This is a genomic window from Deinococcus seoulensis, assembly GCF_014648115.1.
Classification (GTDB): Bacteria; Deinococcota; Deinococci; order Deinococcales; family Deinococcaceae; genus Deinococcus; species Deinococcus seoulensis.
Window position 1 is genome coordinate 75,720 of sequence record NZ_BMQM01000011.1, and the last position, 18,974, is coordinate 94,693.

At 71.0% G+C, this 18,974-nt stretch carries 11 protein-coding genes; 6 read left to right on the plus strand and 5 right to left on the minus strand.

Annotated elements, in window-relative coordinates:
* Positions 1-52: 52 nt before the first annotated feature.
* The 3 genes from IEY70_RS09795 to IEY70_RS09805 form a co-directional block, all read right to left on the minus strand.
* Positions 53-1,213 carry an acyl-CoA dehydrogenase family protein gene (locus IEY70_RS09795; protein WP_189064827.1) on the minus strand — a complete coding sequence of 387 codons (1,161 nt, stop codon included), beginning with the start codon at positions 1,211-1,213 and terminating at the stop codon, positions 53-55.
* 303 nt (positions 1,214-1,516) lie between these two features.
* Entirely contained in the window at positions 1,517-1,774 is a 258-nt protein-coding gene (locus IEY70_RS09800) for a hypothetical protein (protein ID WP_189064828.1), read from the minus strand.
* A gap of 104 nt (positions 1,775-1,878) precedes the next feature.
* A complete protein-coding gene (locus IEY70_RS09805; protein ID WP_189064829.1) occupies positions 1,879-2,127 on the minus strand; it encodes a hypothetical protein in 249 nt (82 codons plus the stop codon).
* A 92-nt stretch (positions 2,128-2,219) separates the two neighbouring features.
* Between IEY70_RS09805 and IEY70_RS09810 the strand changes: the two genes are divergently transcribed.
* Both IEY70_RS09810 and IEY70_RS09815 read left to right on the plus strand, forming a co-directional pair.
* Positions 2,220-2,648, plus strand: coding sequence for a response regulator (locus IEY70_RS09810; protein WP_229777808.1), 429 nt, complete (start codon positions 2,220-2,222; stop codon positions 2,646-2,648).
* Positions 2,649-2,887: 239 nt separating this feature from the next.
* Positions 2,888-5,098, plus strand: a complete 2,211-nt coding sequence (locus IEY70_RS09815; RefSeq protein WP_189064830.1) for a PAS domain-containing sensor histidine kinase — start codon at positions 2,888-2,890, stop codon at positions 5,096-5,098.
* 77 nt (positions 5,099-5,175) lie between these two features.
* On the opposite strand, the gene IEY70_RS09820 is transcribed toward IEY70_RS09815, so the two are convergent.
* Together IEY70_RS09820 and IEY70_RS09825 are read right to left on the minus strand one after the other, a co-directional pair.
* The gene (locus IEY70_RS09820) at positions 5,176-5,781 is read right to left on the minus strand and encodes a DM13 domain-containing protein (RefSeq protein WP_189064831.1); all 606 of its coding nucleotides are present in this window, start codon (positions 5,779-5,781) and stop codon (positions 5,176-5,178) included.
* Between the two features lie 92 nt (positions 5,782-5,873).
* A complete protein-coding gene (locus tag IEY70_RS09825; protein WP_189064832.1) occupies positions 5,874-6,521 on the minus strand; it encodes a YceI family protein in 648 nt (215 codons plus the stop codon).
* Positions 6,522-6,737: 216 nt separating this feature from the next.
* Here IEY70_RS09825 and IEY70_RS09830 point away from each other — a divergent pair, with 216 nt between their 5' ends.
* The 4 genes from IEY70_RS09830 (at position 6,738) to IEY70_RS09845 (ending at position 18,974) form a co-directional block, all read left to right on the plus strand.
* Positions 6,738-7,802, plus strand: coding sequence for a sensor domain-containing diguanylate cyclase (locus IEY70_RS09830; protein ID WP_189064833.1), 1,065 nt, complete (start codon positions 6,738-6,740; stop codon positions 7,800-7,802).
* A gap of 300 nt (positions 7,803-8,102) precedes the next feature.
* Positions 8,103-10,928, plus strand: a complete 2,826-nt coding sequence (locus IEY70_RS09835; RefSeq protein WP_189064834.1) for a beta strand repeat-containing protein — start codon at positions 8,103-8,105, stop codon at positions 10,926-10,928.
* 202 nt (positions 10,929-11,130) lie between these two features.
* On the plus strand, positions 11,131-13,893 hold the full coding sequence (locus IEY70_RS09840; RefSeq protein ID WP_189064835.1) for a DUF7927 domain-containing protein: 2,763 nt from the start codon (positions 11,131-11,133) through the stop codon (positions 13,891-13,893).
* Complete coding sequence (locus IEY70_RS09845; protein ID WP_189064836.1) at positions 13,890-18,974, plus strand: DUF11 domain-containing protein; 5,085 nt, start codon at positions 13,890-13,892, stop codon at positions 18,972-18,974. The genes IEY70_RS09840 and IEY70_RS09845 overlap by 4 nt, the downstream gene beginning before the upstream one ends.

The following is an 18,974-nucleotide window of genomic DNA, read 5'->3' on the forward strand; positions in this document are numbered from 1 at the left end:
TGGATGGGCTGCAAAGACCGTTCAATCGGAGTCCGTATGAGCCGCCTGCGAGCTATTCCAGGGCGCCCAGTCCGGTCAGGTGACGGCCGGCGATCAGGGTGTGGATGTCGTGCGTGCCCTCGTAGGTGTCCACGGTTTCGAGGTTCAGCATGTGCCGGATGACCGGGTACTCGGTGGTGATGCCGTTCCCGCCGTGCAGTTCGCGGGCCAGTCGGGCGCCCTGGAGGGCCACGCGCACGTTGTTGCGTTTGGCGTAGCTGACCTGCGCGAAGTTCATGCGCCCGGCGTCTTTCAGGGTGCCCAGCCGCCATGCCAGCAGCGTGCCGAGGCTGTGGTCGGTCGCCATGCGCACCAGTTTGTCCTGCACGAGTTGCCGCGCCGCGATGGGTTTCCCGAAGGTCGTGCGGCTGCCCGTGTAGTCCAGGGTGGCCTGTAACACGGCTTCCAGGGCGCCCATTGCGCCCCACGCGATCCCGAAACGGGCGGAGGTCAGGCAGGACAGCGGGCTTTTCAGGCCGTCACTGCCGGGCAGCAGGTTCGCGGCCGGAATGCGGCAGTCCTGCAACACGATCTCGCCGGTCACGCTGGCGCGCAGGCTCATCTTGCGGTGGATGGGCGGCGCACTGAAGCCCGGCGTGTCGGTCGGGACGATGAAGCCCCGCACCACGCCGCCGTCGTCCTTGGCCCATACGACGGCCACGTCCGCCTCGGGGCTGTTGGTGATCCACATCTTGTTGCCGTTCAGGACCCAGTGGTCGCCGTCGCGGCGGGCGCGGGTGCGCATGGCGCCGGGGTCGCTGCCGCCGTCCGGTTCGGTCAGGCCGAAACAGCCGATCAGTTCGCCGGATGCCAGTCCGGGGAGCCAGCGGCGCCGCTGCTCGTCGCTGCCGTAGGTGAAGATCGGGAACATGACCAGGCTGCCCTGGACGCTCGCGGCGCTGCGCAGGCCGCTGTCCACGCGTTCGAGTTCGTACATCATCGCGCCGTACGCGCTGTACGTCACGCCGGCCCCGCCGTACTCCTCGGGCACGGTGGGGCCCAGCAGGCCCATCTCGCCGAAGCGGCGCATGACGCTGCGCACCGGCAGCGAACCGTCGTCCCACCAGGCCGCCACCTCGGGCATCAGTTCCGCGTCGCAGAACCCCCTCACACTTTCACGAACCAGTCGTTCCTCTGCCGACAGCAACTCATGCACACCGAATTCATCGAACATACGCACCTCGGCCGGACCCGGCACGCGCGGAGCGCGCCGCCCGCCATCACATCAGAATTTGAGAAGCACAGTCTACGCGCTTCGGCCCGGCAGGTTCTGCACGCGCCCACACGGGCACGGCCCGGAACGCAGTGGTCCGGGCCGGGGTTCATACGGATTCCGTTTGTTTCGCCTTCCACCCGGAAGGGCGCCGGGTTGCCAACTCCACGTCCGGAGGGGCGCTTCTCTCCTTCTCACATCCGCTCGGATTGAATGGCCTTTGCAGTCCATTCAATCGGAGTCCGTATCAGGTGGGGGTGATGGTCAGGCGGGGATGTGGGTGGGGGTGATCACGTCGTCTGCGTGCCGCTGGTAGGACTGGACGCCGAGGGTGACGGCGGTGATCAGGATGGACAGGGCGGCGCCTGCCAGTGCGGCGGGCAGGTGCAGGCCGATCAGCAGGCAGGCGCCGAGCGTGAGGGCCGCCGTGATGATGAAGTGCGCCACGCGGCGCCGGAGGGACAGCAGGACACAGTTGAGAAGGTACGGGGTGCGTCTGGAGGAGGTGGAAGATGAAGGCACGCCCAAGAGTGACACAGTGTCAGTCCCGGCGCGAGCGCATCTGCCCGCCTGCACAGACAGCCAGGGACGCCAGGGGAACGCCGACCCGGCCGATCAGATAAGCGTCAGGTACGGAAGACGGCTCCGTCCGGGTAGTCACGGCGGAACAACTCCACGAGTTCCGAGACCTGCCCGGCACTGACCGACGAGGACAGCAGGAACGTCCAGGTGTTGTCCGGATGCTGCTGATAGGAAGGCGGCCCGTGCAGGTCAGCCGAGGCACTCCAGGCGCCGAGGGTGCATTCGATCTCGCCCGGAACAACGGTCCGGCCGGGGTTCAACGTGAGAATCGAGTACGTGAAGCGGTCGAGCATACCTGATCATAGGCGCGCCGCCGAACGGCAGGATGACCCCAATGTGAAAAAAAACACCCTGAAAATCATGAAGACCCGAACAATGGAAGGGTATGCAACGTACCCTGCGTGTCCTACTGGTGGACGACAGCCCGCAAGACCTCGAACTGGCGACCATCGCTTTCGAGGAACACGAGAGCAACACCGAGGTCACCACCTGCAGCGGCGGCCACGACGCCCTGGCGCACCTGCGCGACCCGCAGAAATCACTCCCGCACGTCGTGGTCCTCGACCTCAACATGCCCATGATGAGCGGCCTGGAAGTCCTCGAAGCCATCCGTACCGACCCACTGCTGCAACCCCTGACCGTGGTGATCCTCTCGACCTCCAACGATCCGGGCGACATTCAGGCCGCCTACCGCCTGTTCGCCAGTTCCTACATGATCAAGCAGCAGAACTTCCCCGACTTCGTGGAACAGGTCGACCAGTTCATCCAGTACTGGCGGCGCTGCCAGTTCCCCACCGTTCAGCAGAACCCCTGAAACGGACTGCCGTTTGTTTCGCCGACAACCCGGAGCATCGCCGCCCCTGCCGACTCCACGTCCGGAGGGGCGTTTCTCTCCTTCTCTGCGGGGCAGCTCTACGAGTCGCATCCGCTCGAATTGAATGGCCTTTGCAGCCCATTCAACCGGAGTCGGCATGACCCGACCCGCAGCCCGGAACGCGTGCCTGGAACGCGACTGGCAGGCACGGCCGGCCCTGTTCACGCTATCTTAAGGATATGCAGTCTGACAGTGGGGGGAGCGGTGAACTGGTCGCGGAACTGATCGCCGACCTGAACGCCCGGCTCCTGGGTGCCCGCACGGTCCCGGACGTCCGGCAGGCACTCCTGGACTGCCTGCGCGGCGCGGACGTGCCCGGCGCGTTCCTGGCCACCTGGACGGGCGAGACATGGACTGCCCAATCGACTGCCCCGACATCGAGTGCCCAGACGGGGACCGCTGGAACGGCGGACGCCACCGACCTCACCCCCGCTGACCTCCCGAGCGGGCAGTGGTCCGTGACGCCCATTCCGTTCACGGACCCACCGGCCGCCCTGTGCCTCCCGGCAGTGGAGGGGCAGTCTGTTCCGGCGGGCCTGCGGCCGGACACGCCAGGCATTCTGGGTGCCCTGACCGGTCAGGCGCTGCGCCGCCTCACGACCCCGGATGCAGGTACCCCGGACGCAGGTGCACAGGATGCAGGTGCCCAGGATGCGGGTGCACAGGGCGCAGCAGTGCCCACCGGAAGCGCAGACCTGCACGCGGCGTTGCGGGACGCCGGGCAGCGGGCGCAGCTGGCCGAGTCGCGCCTGCAACAGCTGATCGTGAACGGCCCGGTCGCCATGGCCGCCGGGATCACCAGCGGGCACCTGCTGATGGTGAACGACGCGTACCTGAACCTGCTGGGCTTCACCCGCCGGGAATTCGAGGACGGGCAGGTCAACTGGGCGCACCTGACCCCGCCCGAGTACCGCGCCGCCGACCGCGAGCAGTACCTGGCGGCCATGACCTCGCAGCAGTCCGTGACGTACGAGAAGGACATGCTGGACCGCGACGGTCGGCGCGTGCCGGTGCAGGTCACGCTGCTGCCCGCGCGCGAGGAGGACCGGACGTTCAGCGTGGCGTACGTGCGGGACCTGCGGCCCGACCGGGCGGCGGCCGCCGGGCACGCCGAGCAGTTGCGGGAACGCACGCTGGAACTCCAGCGGCTGAACACGGAACTCGCCGCGCGGACCGCCGCACTCGAACGGTTCGCGGAACTGTCCCGCGATCTGGTGCTCGAGCACGACCCGGTCGCCCTGATCGGCCGGGCGCAGGAGATCGCCATCTCGCTGATGCCCGACAGCGTCAGCACGTACTACGAGGCGCGCGGGCCGCGCTGGACGCTGCTGTCGCACCGGGGGGAGTTCCGGAATCCGGCGCTGCTGGCCGGGTTGCACCGGGGCCTGCCGCGCGGCGCGACCCTGAATGTCGACCGGCCCTTCGAGACCGGCCAGCCGTACTACCAGGAGACGTTCGACCCGGCCAGCGTGCAGAGCGTCCAGAGTGACATCCGCGTGATCCGTTCGTCCGCGTCGTTCCCGGTGCGCAGCGGGTCGCGGGTGCGGGGGGTGCTGGTCATCGGGCGGCACGAGGCGCACCCGTGGACCGCGCCGGAACGCACGCTGCTCGAAACCGTGATGTTCAGCCTGCGTCTGGCCCTGGAGCGCGCCGAGCAGGCCGGAACGCTCCGGCAGCGCACGCTGGAACTCGAGCGCAGCAACGCGGAACTCGAGCAGTTCGCGTTCATTGCCAGTCACGACCTGCAGGAGCCGCTGCGGACCGTGACGAGCTTCTCGGAACTGCTGATCCGCCGCTTCGACCGGACCGGCGCGGACGCCCGCGCCGCCGAGTACCTGCGGCACATCAACGACGGCACCACCCGCATGCAGCACCTCATTCAGGACCTGCTGCGGTTCGCGCGCGTCTCGTCCGAACATGCCCCGCCGACCGCGCAGGACATCGGCGCCGCATTGCAGATCGTCCTGGACGACCTGAGCGGGCCGTTGCGGGACGCACAGGCGACCGTGACAGCCGGGAATCTGCCGCCCGTGCTGGCCGACGGCACGCAGTTGCGGCAACTGCTTCAGAACCTGATCGGGAACGCCGTGAAGTTCCGGCACGCCGGGCGGCTACCGGCCGTGACCGTCACGGCCGAACGTGAGGGCGACCTCGTGCACGTGCAGGTGGCAGATAACGGCATCGGCATTCCCGCCGAGTACCACGAGCGGATCTTCACGGTCTTCCAGCGCCTGCACGGCCGCGAACGGTACGCTGGGAACGGCATCGGCCTGTCCATCGCCCGGCGCGTCGTGGAACGCCACGGCGGTCAGTTGTGGGTCACGTCCACGCCCGGTCAGGGCAGCACCTTTCATTTCACGCTGCCTGCACCCGCCGAGACGGACCTGTGATGCGGACTCCGATTTGAACGGGCTTTGCAGTCCATTCAAATCGGAGTCGGTATGACGCTTTCAGGCGCCCCTGCGCGCTACTTGAGGGTTGCGGCGGCGAACGCCACGCTGAACTGATCGCACCACAGGACTACGCTTCCGGCCTGTTCGGGCGTGAAGGTGGCGGGCAGCAGGAACGTGCGGGTGCCGGTGGTGGCGATCTCGCCCAGGTCGATGTACTTCTCGTTCCGGAGTTCCGGGGTGTCCTTGACGGTCTTCGCGGCCAGCAGCCAGACTTTCAGGTCCGGGGCGGGTTCGGTCTTCAGGTTGCGGATGGTCAGCGTCCAGCGGCCCTGCGCGTTGCGGGCCAGGGTGACCGTGCCGGTGGTGGGGGCGTGCAGGGCGCGGAAACTGCCGGTCAGGGTGGTCTTGATGGCTCCCGCCTTCGCGGTGCCTTCCTTCATGGCGCTGCCGGTCATGCTGCCAGCAGCGCCGGTCATGGTGTGGCCGGGCTGCGCGGCGCCCTGCGCCAGGACGGGCGGCGCGATCAGGGTGCTGCCCAGCAGCGCCAGCGACAGCAGCGCGGCCCGGTGAACCGGAGTGAACCCGGCGGGCCGAAGAAGGGTCTGAACAGCGGTGGCCTGGGCGGTGGCGGTCAGGGCGGTACGGGTCTGGGCGGTACGGGTCTGGGCGGTACGGGTCATGGGGACTCCTTATGAAAGCTGATGGCGAGAACTGGGGCGGTGGGGATGGCGGCAGGTTGAACGCGTCGGGGCATCGGGGGGGTCGGGGCGAATCAGGGGGTCAGGGTGAGGTTCACGGTCACGCGGCTGCCGGTATCACCTCCCTTGACGTTCACGCCGTGCGTCTGCGGGTTCACGGTGAAGGTCGCCTGCACGTTCAGGCTGTTTCCGCGCCGGGTGAGCGTGACGGGCGCCCTGAGGGGACGGGGCACGCCGCGCAGCGTGAACGTGCCGGTCACGTCGCCCTGAACGGCCTGACCGTCCTGAATCCGTTCCGGGCCGCTGAAGTTCTCCAGGGTGAACGACGCGTTCGGGAAGTTCCGGGCGTCCAGCGCCTCACGGGCGTGCTCGTCACGCAGGGCGATTCCGGTCTTCAGGGCCGCGAGGTTCACGGTCACGGTGGTCCGCGTGCGCCGCAGGGCCGCGAAGTCGAGGGTGGTGTCGCTGCTCTGCACGGCGTTCACGGTGCCGTTCACGGGAATCAGGGTGACGCGGTAAGCGAAGCCCACCGACCCGTCCCGGACGCGGACCGTCGTGGCCTGTGCGGCGGCCGTGACGACCAGCGCGGCGGCCAGGGTGAGGGGCAACGCCGCCAGCAGCGGAACCCGGAAACGGCGGACCGCCGACGTAGAGCGGGCCAGGGTCGGGTGGGCCGGAGCGGGCGTTTCAGGGTGCAGGGAACGGCGTGGGCGTCGCGGCATGGCGGGCCTCCTTGTGGGTCATGAGTTGCGGCGTGAGAACGAACTGTGCAGTGATGCGGACCTGGGTTGCTGTGGTCTTGCCTTCTGTACGGGCGGAGCGGCGGCCGGGTTCAACCGACCTCATTGGCCCCTGCGGGGGGGGGTGGCAGAGTGGCGGGCCGCCTCCGCGCTGCCGTCAGATTGGTGTTGGACGGCGCCGCGCATCCTGAAGGTCAGATGCCTGGGTTCAGACTGCACATCTCGGAGTCCCTGACGGTCCTGTACCGCCTCGCGCAGGCGGTCATGACGGCCGGGGACGAACTGGAGGTCCTGCGCCTGACCGTACAGGCGCCGGTGGATGTGCTGGGCGCGCACGGCGCGTCGATCATCACGGTGAACGGGGACCGGATCGGGCCGGTTCTGCTGGCCGGGCAGACGGAGATGACGGACTTCACGGCCGACGAGTTCCACGAGGGCCTGAGCGGCTGGGTGTACCGCACCGGGCAGGTGGCCCTCTCGGCGCCGCACGAACCGGACCCGCGTGAAAGCGAGCGGGTGCGGGCGCGCCGCGCCGCGAACCGGTGCGGGCACATCGCGGTGCTGCCGCTGCGGGACGGCGCGCGCGTGACCGGCACGCTGACCGTGATCACCCGCGAGGACAGTCCGCCGTTCGAGGACGCGGAACTGGAGTGGTACGGGGCGCTGGCGAACCTGACATCTGCGGTGCTGACGCAGCGCCGGTTGCACGCGGAACTGGCGCGCCGCGCGCACCACGACGAACTGACGGGCCTGCCGAACCGTTCGTTGCTGCTGGACCGGCTGGGGCAGGCGCTGCTGCGTCTGGAACGACACGGTGGTCAGTGCGGGCTGCTGTTCCTGGACCTGAACGGCTTCAAGGAGGTGAACGACCGCCACGGGCACGAGGCGGGCGACGGGTTGCTGCGGGAGGTGTCGCGGCGCCTGGGCAGCTGCCTGCGCGGTTCGGATACCGCCGCGCGCTTCGGTGGGGACGAGTTCGTGGTGATGCTCCCGGACGTGCGGTCGGTGGACGACGCGCGGCAGGTGGCGCTGCGGATCGGGGCGGCGCTGGCCCGGCCGGTCACGCTGCACCTGCCGGGCAGTGCGGGCGAACAGACGCCCGTCGTGAGGGTGGGTGCGTCGGTGGGCGTGGCGGTCGCGCCGCTACACGGTCTGGACGCCGGAGCGCTGTGCCGCGCGGCAGATCAGGCGATGTACCGCGCCAAACGTGATGGGCAGGCCGTGCAACTGGCAGTCGCCGGGAACGTCGGCACGGACGGTTGACCGGCCCATCCGGCTGCCCAGGGTGCGTGCCCTGAAGGCGAGCGGGCGCCGGGGGCCGTGGTACAGGGCTGCGTACATGAAGGTCTTGAGGCATCAGGCCGTGTTCCGGGTCAGTTAGGAGTGAGTTTTATGCGCATAAATCCCGATTCGACGCACTGAGCGGTGCATAACGTTCATGTGAGAACGGTGTAAGGATTGTGTCAGTACGGTAAGCACATGGACCCGGTGCCGCACGCAGGTTAAGAGCGCTCCCTCACACCGGACACCGCCCGCACCGCACCGCCCCTCTCAAGGAGAACCATGAAACACCGTTCACTGATGCTGGCCGCCTTCCTCGCCCTGGGCGTCGCCTCTGCCGCCGGCACGAAGGCCGGCACGCAGATCACCAACCAGGCGAGCGCCGCCTACCGTGACTCCACCGGCACCAAGCTCGACGCGAACAGCAACCAGGTCAGCACCCTGGTCAAGCAGGTCGCGGGCGTCACCATCAGCCCCGACGGCACGCCGGCCGCTCCGGGACAGCAGCAGCAGGCGGTTCCCGGCGCCGAGGTCGTGTTCCCGTACACCCTCACCAACACCGGCAACGGTCCGGACACATTCAGCATCGACACGGTCGTCGACAGCACGGTCGCCAACACGGTCGCGCCTGCCACGCGCGTCGTGTACATCGACGCCAACGGTGACGGCATCCTCCAGCCCGGTGAACGCGTCGCCCTGCCCCAGGTGGGCGGCAAGGTGCAGTTCCAGAACGTCACGGCCGACGCGCAGGTCAAGTTCTTCGTGGTGCTGCAGGTGCCGTCCTCGGCCACCAGCGCCAACAAGGTCATCATCCAGCCGACCGCCGTCAGTACCTTCGACCCTACCAAGAGCGACGGCGTGAGCGGCAGCACCAACTACGCACAGGCGAACGTCGTGCAGGACGCCGTGCTGAGCGTCAGCAAGAGCGTCGTGTCCACCACCACCGAGGCCAACGGCGACCTGAGCGTCGTGTTCCGCATCCAGAGCACCAACACCGGCACGCAGACCGCCACGAACGTCACGCTGGCCGACGACATCATCAGCGCCGCCAGCACCCTGCCCACCGGTTCGGTCGTGAAGGCCGCCAGCGCGTCCGTGTCGCCCACGACCGGCACGGTCAGCTACCCCAACGACGACGCCGACAGCAACCCGAACGATCAGGTCAGGGCGGTGTTCAGCGCCGTCGCGCCCGGTCAGAGCGTCCAGCTGACCTTCACGGCGACCATCCCGGCCGCCGCCGCGCCCACCACCAGCCAGAACCCCTACCGTAACGTGGCGACCGTCACGTACACCGGCTCGACCGGCACCGTCACCACGACCGCCTCGAACACCGCCGACGTGACCAAGGCGCCCACCGCCGGCGTCGCCATCGGCCCGAACGGCGATCCCCTCGGCGCGAGCGACCCCGCCACCGGCGCCGTGTACACCAGCGCCGAGGGCCTGACCATCACGCCCGACAACACCGACCGGCAGACGGTCGCGTCCCTGGCGGCCGGCAGCACGGTCACGTTCACGCAGACCATCCGGAACACCGGCAACAGCACCGACACCTTCGACCTGACGGGCGTCCTGAACGACCTGCCGGCCGGCACGTCCGTCGAACTGCTGCGTGACGGCGTCTCGCTGACCGACACCGACGGCAGCGGCAAACCCGACAGCGGCCCCCTGGCACCCGGCGAGAGCACCAACATCCAGGTGCGGGTGCGCGTACCCGCCCAGGGCGGCGCGGACGTCAACGGCGGCACGGTCGTCGTGACCGCGACCAGCCGGGTCAACACCGCCCTGACCGATACCACCACCAACGCCATCTCGGCCGTGACGGCGCCCAGCGTGGCCATCGGTGACCCCAGCGGCAGCAACGGCGGCACCTCGACCCAGGCGATCGACCGGCCCGTGCTGCCCGGCCAGCAGGCTCAGTTCCCCATGGAAGTCGGGAACAACGGCGCGCAGCCCGACAACTACAACCTCAGCGGCACCGTGACCTTCACGACCAGCACGCCCACCGGCACGACCACCACCACCGTGAACGTCCTGTACTACAAGGACCTGAACGGCGACGGCGTGCTCGACGCGAACGAGATCGCGGCCGGGCCGATCACCAACACCGGCACCGTCCAGCCCGGCACGGAAATCAAACTGATCGGCGTGGTGAACACACCGGCCACCGCCCTGCCCGGCACGGTCAACGTCACGCAGACCGCCACCAGCCCGGTCACGAACACCAGCGGCACCGACAACAACGACACCGTCACCGTGCGTCAGGTGTACGACATCACCCTGACGCCCGACCGCAGCGGCACGACCACCAGCCCCGGCACGGCCCTGTACCAGCACACGCTGCAGAACGACGGGAACACCTCGTTCAGCCCGGCCGACCTGACCTTCACCAGCACCCCCAGCGGCGCGACCAGCGGCTGGACGTACCTGTACTCGCTGGACGGCACCACCTTCTTCTCCACGGTCGGCGCGGCGTTCAGTGACGCGGCCACCCGCAACCTGCTGGGCACGGCCAGCCCCGCCACGCTCGATCCGGGCGAGAAGGTCACGCTGTCCGTGAAGATCAACGTTCCGGCCGGTGCGCCCACCGAGAGCATCAACCAGCTGACCCTGACGGCCGCGACCACGCCCGCCAGCCCCGCCACCGGCGCGGTGTCCCGCGACCCGGTCGGTACGCCCGCCACGGTCACCGACACCACCCGCGTGGTCGGCGGCAAGCTCGCCATCGACAAGACGGTCGACAACTGCGCCAACGACCTGACCTGCGCGGTCACCAAGAGCGGCGCCGACGCCTTCCCCGGCGAGTACCTGCGCTACACCCTGGCGGCCCGCAACCTCTCCACCGAGACCCTGACCGAGGTGATCCTGCGCGACACCGTGCCCGCCAACACCGTCCTGGCTGGCGTGAGCGGCCCGGCAGGCGGCTTCTACCGCATCGGTGGCACCACTGGCACCTGGACGGCCGTGACGACCGCGCCGGTCGCGCAGACCGCCGGCACCCTGATCGAGTTCGCGGTGGACAGTGACGGCAACGGCAGCATTGACGCGACCGAGACCAGCCTGTCCAGCGGCAGCAGCGTGACCTTCACCCTGACCGTCCGCGTCAACTGATCCCGCACCCCTGAGTTCCAGGCCCGCTCTCCACCCTCCCTTTTTCAGGAGAGCGGGCCACCCGCATCACCCAATACCAGAAGCACCCGTTTCAGACGGATTTTCAATCACCAACCTTTCCTGATCTGCTCCCCCCGTTTTCGCTGCGTCTCAACGAACCTTCACCCGGCTTCCCGGCCGGTCACCACTGGAGACTTCCGCCTTGCCCTCTCCCCTGTCCACTCCGCGCACGCTGCTGCCCGTCCTGACGGCGCTGGCCCTGGCCCTGCTGGGGCTGACCCTGCCGGGCGCGGCGCAGGCGGGCGGCACGCCGGTCGGGACCGTGATCACCAACCAGGCCAGCGCCACCGCCGCCGGCGAGCTGTACCTCAGTCCGGCCGTGGATACCGTCGTGCGCGCCCAGTGCGCCGTGGCCGTCACGCCCGACGGAACGTCCGCGCAACCGGCGTACCGGGTGGGCATCGCGCCCGGCGGAGAGAGCGTGCTGCCGTACCGGCTGGTGAACACCGGCAACGTGGACGACGCGTTCACGCTGTCCTGGCAGGTGTCGCCCGGCAGTGCGTTCGCGCCGAGCGCCGCGCGGGTCGTGCGGGACCTGAACAGCAACGGCGTGCCGGACAGCGGTGAGCCGGTCACGGACCGCGTGGCGCTGCCCGTGGACGCCAGCGCGGACCTGCTGCTGATCGTGCAGGCCCCCGCCGACGCGACCGGCACGGCGTTCATGGGCCTGGTGGGCGGCTGCGTGAGCTCCAGCGGCAGCGCGCACGCCAGCGACAGCGGGAACGTCGCGGCGGTCCGCGTGAACGGCGGCGCGGAACTGCAGATCGAGAAGAGCTTCATGCCGCCGGCCGTCGCGCCGGGCGGCACCACGCAGGTCACGGTGCGCGTGCGGAACCTGGGCAACAAACCCAGCGAGGAGGCCGACGTGACCGACCCGCTCGGCACGCCCGCCCTGCGCGGCCTGAGCCTGCTGGGCGGCACCCAGAGTGCCCCCACCGGCCGCCTGAGTGTTCTCGCGGCAGGCAGTGACACCGTGACGTGGCGCGTGCCGTCCCTGCTGCCCGGTCAGGTGGTCAGCATGACCTTCCAGATGCAGGCGGCCCCGGACGCCACCCCCGGCACCCGCGTGAACGTTGCCACGCTCGTGGGCGGCGGCGTGACCCTGCAGGCCGAGGCGAACGTGCAGGTCACGGCGCGGCCCGGCGTGAACCTCGGCCCGGCCGGGAACCCGGCGGCGCTGCCCGGCGGGGAAGGCAGCCGCGACGACCTGCAACTGCGTCCGTTCACGGTGCTGGGGCAACCCGGCTGTTTCGCGCATACCGTGCAGAACACCGGGAACGTCGACGACCGCGTGACCCTGAGCGGCGAGTTCACGCTGGGGCAGGGCACCCTGACCTGGCGGGACGCGCAGGGCGCGCCGCTCGCGCAGCCGCTGAACCTCGCGCCGGGCGAGCAGCGGGACGTGCAGGCGTGCCTGAGCGTCACGGTCGCCGGGAGTGACGGCGCGCGTGCCCTGCTGAGCGCCGCGAGTGAGGCGGGCGCACCCGTGAACCGCACCGAGGACGCCGCGCCGCTCGTGGATCCGCGCGCGCCGGAACTCGTGAAGACCGTGACCCCGGCCGGGACTGTTCCGGTCGGGCAGGTCCTCACGTACACGCTGCGCGCCACCAACCCCTACGACTCGCCCCTGACGGACGTGACCCTGCGCGACCCGCTGCCCGAGGGCCTGACCTTCCTGGACGCCTCGGACGGCGGCACGCTGGACTCGTTCACGCGCACGGTCGTGTGGGGGGCCGGCACCCTGGCCCCCGGTCAGACCCGCGCGGTCACGCTGCGCGCCCGCGTGAACGCCGACGTGCCCGACGACACGGTGGTGCGGAACGTGTTCACGCTGGCGTCCGGGGAACTGCCCAGCCCGGTCAGCAGTCCGGCCGCGCCGTCTCACGTGTACAGCAGCGCCCTGCTGATCAGCAAGGCGGCCGCGCCCACCACCGTCACGACCGGGGACCGCGTGACGTTCACGGTCACCGTCCGCAACGGCAGCCGCGTCTCGGACCTGTCGGGCGGCACGCTGCTCGACACGCCGCCCGCCGGGCTGGAATTCATTGCCGGGACGGCCGCCGTGGACGGCAGGCCCGCCCCCGACCCGGCCGCGCAGCCGGGCGGCGGTCTGCTGTGGACGGTCGGGGCGCTTCCGGCCGGGGCGACGCGCACCCTGACGTACGCCATGCGCGTCACGCCCCTGGCGGGCGAGTCGCTGGTGAACGTGGCCGTGGCGAACATGCAGGCCCCGCAGGGCGCGCAGATCGGGAGTGCCGAGGCCCGCGCCCGCGTGAAGGTCACGCCGGGCATCTTCACGCCGAACGCCGAACTGAACGGGCAGGTGTTCATCGACCGCAACCGCGACGGGCGCTTCACGCCGGACCTCGACACGCCGGTTCAGGGAGCGCGGGTGCTGCTGGCCGGGGGCCGCTCGGCGCTGACCGATCAGGCCGGACGGTACCATTTCGGGGCGGTGCCGCGCGGACCGCAGGTGCTGCGCCTGGACCCGCAGAGCGTGCGCAACGAGCCGCTGAGCGTCCCGCAGGACGGCGGCCTGAGCGGCACCCGCAGCGTGGTCGCCTTGAACCTCACCAGCGTGGACTTTCCGCTCGCGCCGGGCGGCGGGGACGTGTACTCCGTGCGGGACACCACGGTGCGCCGCGGTGACGTGACGCTGCGCAAACAGGTGACGTGGCTGGGCGACACCCGCTACCGCGTGCGCGTGACCGTCACCTCGCCCGCCGCGCTGCCCGGACTGGAAGTCGCCGATCCGCTCCCGACCGGCGCGGTCCTGACGGACGGTCAGTCCGGTTTCACCGTAGACTTCGCGGGCGGCTCCATGACCAACGAGTACTCCTTCACCTTCAGCGGCACCCCTGAGCAGGCGGGCACGGATCCCTACCTGCGCTGGAGGCTGCCGTGAGCCGCCCGCGCGCGCTGGCCCTGCTGACCCTGGGACTGGGCGGCGCCGCGCTGGCGCAGGACGCCAGCCTGACCCGCGTGGACACGGGCGGGCCGCACCCGGAACGCACCACCCGTCCCGTCACCAGCGTCGGGCAGGAACTGAACTGGAGTGTCGGGGACGACAGTTTCACGTTGCAGGTGCATCAGCGCGGGCCGGTCACGCTGCAACTGTACTCGGCGGGATTCGACCCGCAGGACTACCGCCGCCCGGACGGGCAGAGCCTCGGGGATGAACGCTACGGGGGCCTGCCGGTCGAGAGTACCTTCACGCTGCTCGGGCCGGACGGGCAGACCCTGCGGACCCTGCGCGTCCCGGAAGGCGCCAGCGACTGGGTGACCGCCTTCGACGGCACGCTGGAGCCCGGCACGTACACCCTGAAGGCCAGCACGCAGGGCCGCGGGAAGAACACCTTCGCCGCGCGGATCGAGGCGCACGCCGCCAGCCTGAGCGCCACGCGCGTGAACGTCACGGTGCGCGGCCCGGCCTGGACGCCCGCCCTGACACTGAACGCCCAGGCGGGCGACACGCTGCGCCTGTACGACGGCGACGGCCCCGCCGAGATGGAAGTCCGCGTGACCGACGAGAACGGCGTCGTCACGCCCCTGCCGATCAGCGGGCAGCTCGAGTGGGTGGACCTGCCGCTGCCCGGCGCCGGCACGTACCGCGTGGAACTGCGCCAGCCGCCGGGCGCCGCGCAGTACTCGAACACCGCCGGACTGGCCTTCACGCGGGGCGGCGCGGACCAGCGGATCACGCTGGCGCAGACCGACCGGGTCGGGCAGCTCCGGGTGCAGGCGCAACTGGTACAGCCCGGCGGCGAGATCAGCGCCACGACCCTGAACGTCATGGTCGGGGATCAGCCTGTGACCGTGCCGGGCGAATGGACGGCCGAGCAACCGGCCGGAACGTACCCGCTGAGCGTGCAGGCCCCCGCCGGGGCGACCATCAGCGCGCCCGACACGGTCACGGTGCCCGAGGACGGACTGGCCGACGTGACCGTGCAGGTCCGCCCGCAGTTGCAGGTGAGCCTCACGCAGGACCGCCCGGTGGTGTGCGTGGGTGACGTGGTCACCTTCCGTGCGACCGTCAGCACCGACTTCGACGGCACCCTGAACGCCCCGCTGGACCTGAAGCTCCCGGCGGGCCTGAGCGCGCTGACCGCCACGCGCCTGAACGCCGCCGTCCGCGCCGGGCAGCCCGCCACGCTGGAAGTCGTGGCCCGCGCCGACACGCCCGGCGGGGCAGCCGTGACCGCCAGCGCGCCCGGCACCCAGGCGGACGCCGCGCTGAACGTCAGCCCGCACCGCGCGGCCCTGCAACTGCGGCGCGCGGCCCTGCCGGACGCCCGCCCAGGCGACACCGTGACGGTCGCGCTGCACCTGAACAACACCAGCGCACAGCCGACGCCGTACCTGCTGAGTGACACGCCCGGCGAGGGCCTGAGCGCCCTGGACAGCCCGGAGTTCGAGGGCACGCTGCGGCCCGGCGAGTCCCGCACCCTGACGTACCGCGCGCAGGTGACCGCGCAGAGCGGCGAACTGACCCCACACGCGGAACTCGTGACCGACTGCGCCGACACGCAGACCGCCAGCGGCCGCCTGACTGTCCGCCCGCTGGTGGTGCCCACGCCCGAACCGGCCGCCGGTACGGCTCCGGCTGGCAGCGCGCCTGCCCAGGCGACGGTACCGGCCCAGACGCCAGCAGCACAGCCGCCAGCCGCACAGACGCCAGCCGCACAGACGCCAGCCGCACAGGCACCCGCCGCACAGATGCCGGCGGCACCGGCCAGCCTGCCGCCCATGACGCGCGTGAGCGACATTCACGCCAGCGTGACCAGCACGGGCGCCGCGCAGGGCCTGATCTACGCCCAGCGCCTCCCGGACGGCGCGACGTACCTGCCGGGCAGCGCCCGCTACGACGCACTCACGCTGCCCGACCCGCTGGTCGGTCCGAGCGGCACGCTGTACTGGACGCTGCCCGCCCATCCGGGCGAACTGCGTTACAGCGCCCAGCACGACGCCGCGCTGCCCGCGCTGGGCGAACCGACGCTGGTCGCCACGTACGGCCAGCAGACCCGCGAGACGCTGCGCGGCTCCTTCGACCCGGGCGATTTCGCGTCCGCGCAGGCGCCGGACACGGCGGTCCTGAACCCGGACCGGGTCATTCAGAGCCCCCCGGACGGACAGGTGTACCGTGACCGCGATCAGGTGACCGTGATCGTGCAGGGTCCCGGCGACGTGCCGCTGGACGTGACCCTGAACGGCGAGGACCTGCCCTCGAAACTGATCGGCACGCGGTCGTTCGACCCGGCCAGCAACCTGCAACGCCTCGAGTACGTCGGCGTGCGCCTGAAACCGGGCCAGAACGTCATCGAGGCGCTCGGGGAGCGCACGACCGTCACGCTGGCGGGCCGCACCACCAACCTGCGCGTCCTGGGTGAACAGGTCATCGCGGACGGCGTGACGCCCATCCGGCTGCGCGTGCAGGCCGTGGATGAACGGGGCGTCACGACCGCCCTGCCGTTCCTGACGGTCCGCACCACCCTGGAACCCACCACACCCGACGCCAACCCCATGGAGGCCGGGTACCAGGTGCGCCTCAGGGACGGCGAGGGAGTGCTGGAGTTCGCGCCGCAGGCCGCGCCGGTCCGCGTGGGCCTGGACGCCGACCTGGGCGACGGGCAACCCATTCACGCCGAGCAGCGCCTGGAGGCCGGGCACGGCACCGTCGGGGCCGGACTGCTGAGCGCCACCCTGAGCGGCGCGGGCCTGAACGTCACGGCGCGCGGCACGCTCGAGGCGCCCCTGGGGGGCGGGCACCTGATCGCCGTGGCGAACACCGACGGTCTGCCCGCCCAGGACGATCCCGGCAACAACGACGCGGGCGGCCCGTACGCGGCGCGCGGGGACCGCAGCGCGCAGACCGTCCCGCTGACCGGGCAGGACCCGGCCGCCTTCCAGTACGATCACGCGGACTTCACGGTCGCGTACCGTCAGGGCGAGGCGCCCATCGAGACGCTGCTGGTGCCGGGCCGCCCGACCGCGCTGAGTGTCGTCACGCACGCCGCGCCGGGCGAGCCGGTCTTCACGGCCTTCGCGGCGGGGGTCAGCGTCACCGCGCGCACCGAGACGCTCACGCCCGACGGCACGCGCCTGCTGCGCCTCTCGCAGTTTCCCGCCGCGCCCGGCAGCGACACCCTGGACCTGATCGTGAGCGGCCCGGACGGCGACACGGAACGCCGCCTGACGCGCGGGCAGGACTACACCCTGGACGCCGAGACGGGACTGATCACGCTGGCCACGCCGCTGGCCGCGTTCACGGTGGAGGGAGGCCTGCTGGTCACGCAGTCCCTGCGCGCCGCGTACCGTCTGGAAGGTGCGGGCGAGCGTCAACTGGCGTTCGGCGCGGAAGTCCGCCTGGAACGCGGCGACCTGAGCCTCAGCGCCGCGACCGTCACCCTGCCCGGCAGCGGGGCGGGCAGCGGGAACACCACCGCCGTGCGCGCCACGTACGGTGCGGCCACCGTCACGGCCGCCGGATCGGACGGCAGCGGCCGCGCGGCGGGCAGCGGCGCCCTGAGTGTCACCAGCCTCGCGGCCGTCAGTGGCGGGAAGGTCAACGTGAGTGCCGCCGCGACCGGCAGCCTGCCCGGCGGCACGCGCCTGAGCGTCAGCGCCGCGCACCAGAGCGACGGGTACGCCGGACTGAACGCCGCGCAGGACGGCACGCACGCCACGGCCAGCGCCGCCGTGCCCATCAGCGGCGTCCTGAGCGCCCAGGTGGCCGGTGAGTTCCACGACACCCCCACCGGCGCGGGCGGCGAGCAGACCGACCGCACCCGGCAGGCGCAGGTCAGTGCGGGCGTCCGCGCCAGCCTGAACCCCGTCACGCTGGGCCTGGGCGTGAAAAGCCAGTTCGGGCAGACCGAGGGCACCAGCCTGACCGCCAGCGCCGGGTACCACGCCGCGCCCGTGGACTTGGACGTCACGCACGCCCAGCCGCTGACCGGGAACGTGAACCCGCAGACCACCCTCAGCGCCCGCTACCAGGTGACCCGGCAGGTCGCCGCGACCCTCGGCGGGACCGTCACGTGGCCCGGCGGGAGCGCCGCGCCCGGTCAGGCGCTGAGCCTGGGCCTGGAATCCCGCCTGGGCGGCACCAACCTGCGCGCCGCGTACGAACTGCCCACGGCAGGCGGCGGCGGCAACCGCGCCCGCTTCGGCGCGGACACCACCCTGCCCGTCACCGAGCGCCTGAGCGCCTCGTTCGGCGGGGGCCTCACGCAGGAACTCGCGGGCGAGAACCGCCCGGATCCGCAGCGCGAGTACAACCTGAACGCCGCCCTGCGCTACCGCGACGCCCGCCTGAGCGCCAGCGGCAGCAGCGACTTCTCGGTCAAGAACGGGCAACTGCGCACCGTGCTGCGCGGCGGCGCGTCCCTGAGCGTCAACGATTTCGCCACGCTGAACGTGGACGCCCTCAGCGAGTTCGGTCCGTCGCGCGGGGACCGGTTCACGGCGGGCGGCGCGCTGCGCAAGAACGCCTGGCAGGGCCTGCTGAGCGCCAGTTACGAACGCGGCAGCCTCAGCACCAGCGGCGCCGGAACCCTGCTCGGCAGCGGCGAACTCGCGTACCACGCCGCCACCTGGGCCATGCGCGGCGGGCTGGCCGTGCGCGCCGTGCCCGGCGATCCCGGCAGCCTGACCGTGCAGCCCAGCCTGAGCGGCTCTTACTACCTCGGGGAGCGCTTCGCGGTGGGCGCGGCGCTGCACACGCAACTGCAACCCGCGACCGGCGTGGCCCGCACCGCCGCCGGGATCGAAGGCAGCCTGCGCGCCCTGCCCGGCACGTGGCTGACCCTGGGGTACAACTTCACGGGATTCGATTCGATCAGCACCCAGGCCACGCAGCGGGGCGCGTACCTGCGGCTGGACATCAGCGCCGACGAACGCATCCGCAGCCTGCTCAGCGGCGCCGGGAAGGCAGACGAGACCGCCGCTCCAACCCCGCCCGAGACCCCCGCGAAGGACACCCCCTGA

Coding starts and splice junctions, on each gene's coding strand:
- IEY70_RS09795 (WP_189064827.1), bottom strand. CDS start 1,213: ATGTTCGATGAATTCGGTGTGCATGAGTTGCTGTCGGCAGAGGAACGA.
- IEY70_RS09805 (WP_189064829.1), bottom strand. CDS start 2,127: ATGCTCGACCGCTTCACGTACTCGATTCTCACGTTGAACCCCGGCCGG.
- IEY70_RS09810 (WP_229777808.1), top strand. CDS start 2,220: ATGCAACGTACCCTGCGTGTCCTACTGGTGGACGACAGCCCGCAAGAC.
- IEY70_RS09815 (WP_189064830.1), top strand. CDS start 2,888: ATGCAGTCTGACAGTGGGGGGAGCGGTGAACTGGTCGCGGAACTGATC.
- IEY70_RS09820 (WP_189064831.1), bottom strand. CDS start 5,781: ATGACCCGTACCGCCCAGACCCGTACCGCCCAGACCCGTACCGCCCTG.
- IEY70_RS09825 (WP_189064832.1), bottom strand. CDS start 6,521: ATGCCGCGACGCCCACGCCGTTCCCTGCACCCTGAAACGCCCGCTCCG.
- IEY70_RS09830 (WP_189064833.1), top strand. CDS start 6,738: ATGCCTGGGTTCAGACTGCACATCTCGGAGTCCCTGACGGTCCTGTAC.
- IEY70_RS09835 (WP_189064834.1), top strand. CDS start 8,103: ATGAAACACCGTTCACTGATGCTGGCCGCCTTCCTCGCCCTGGGCGTC.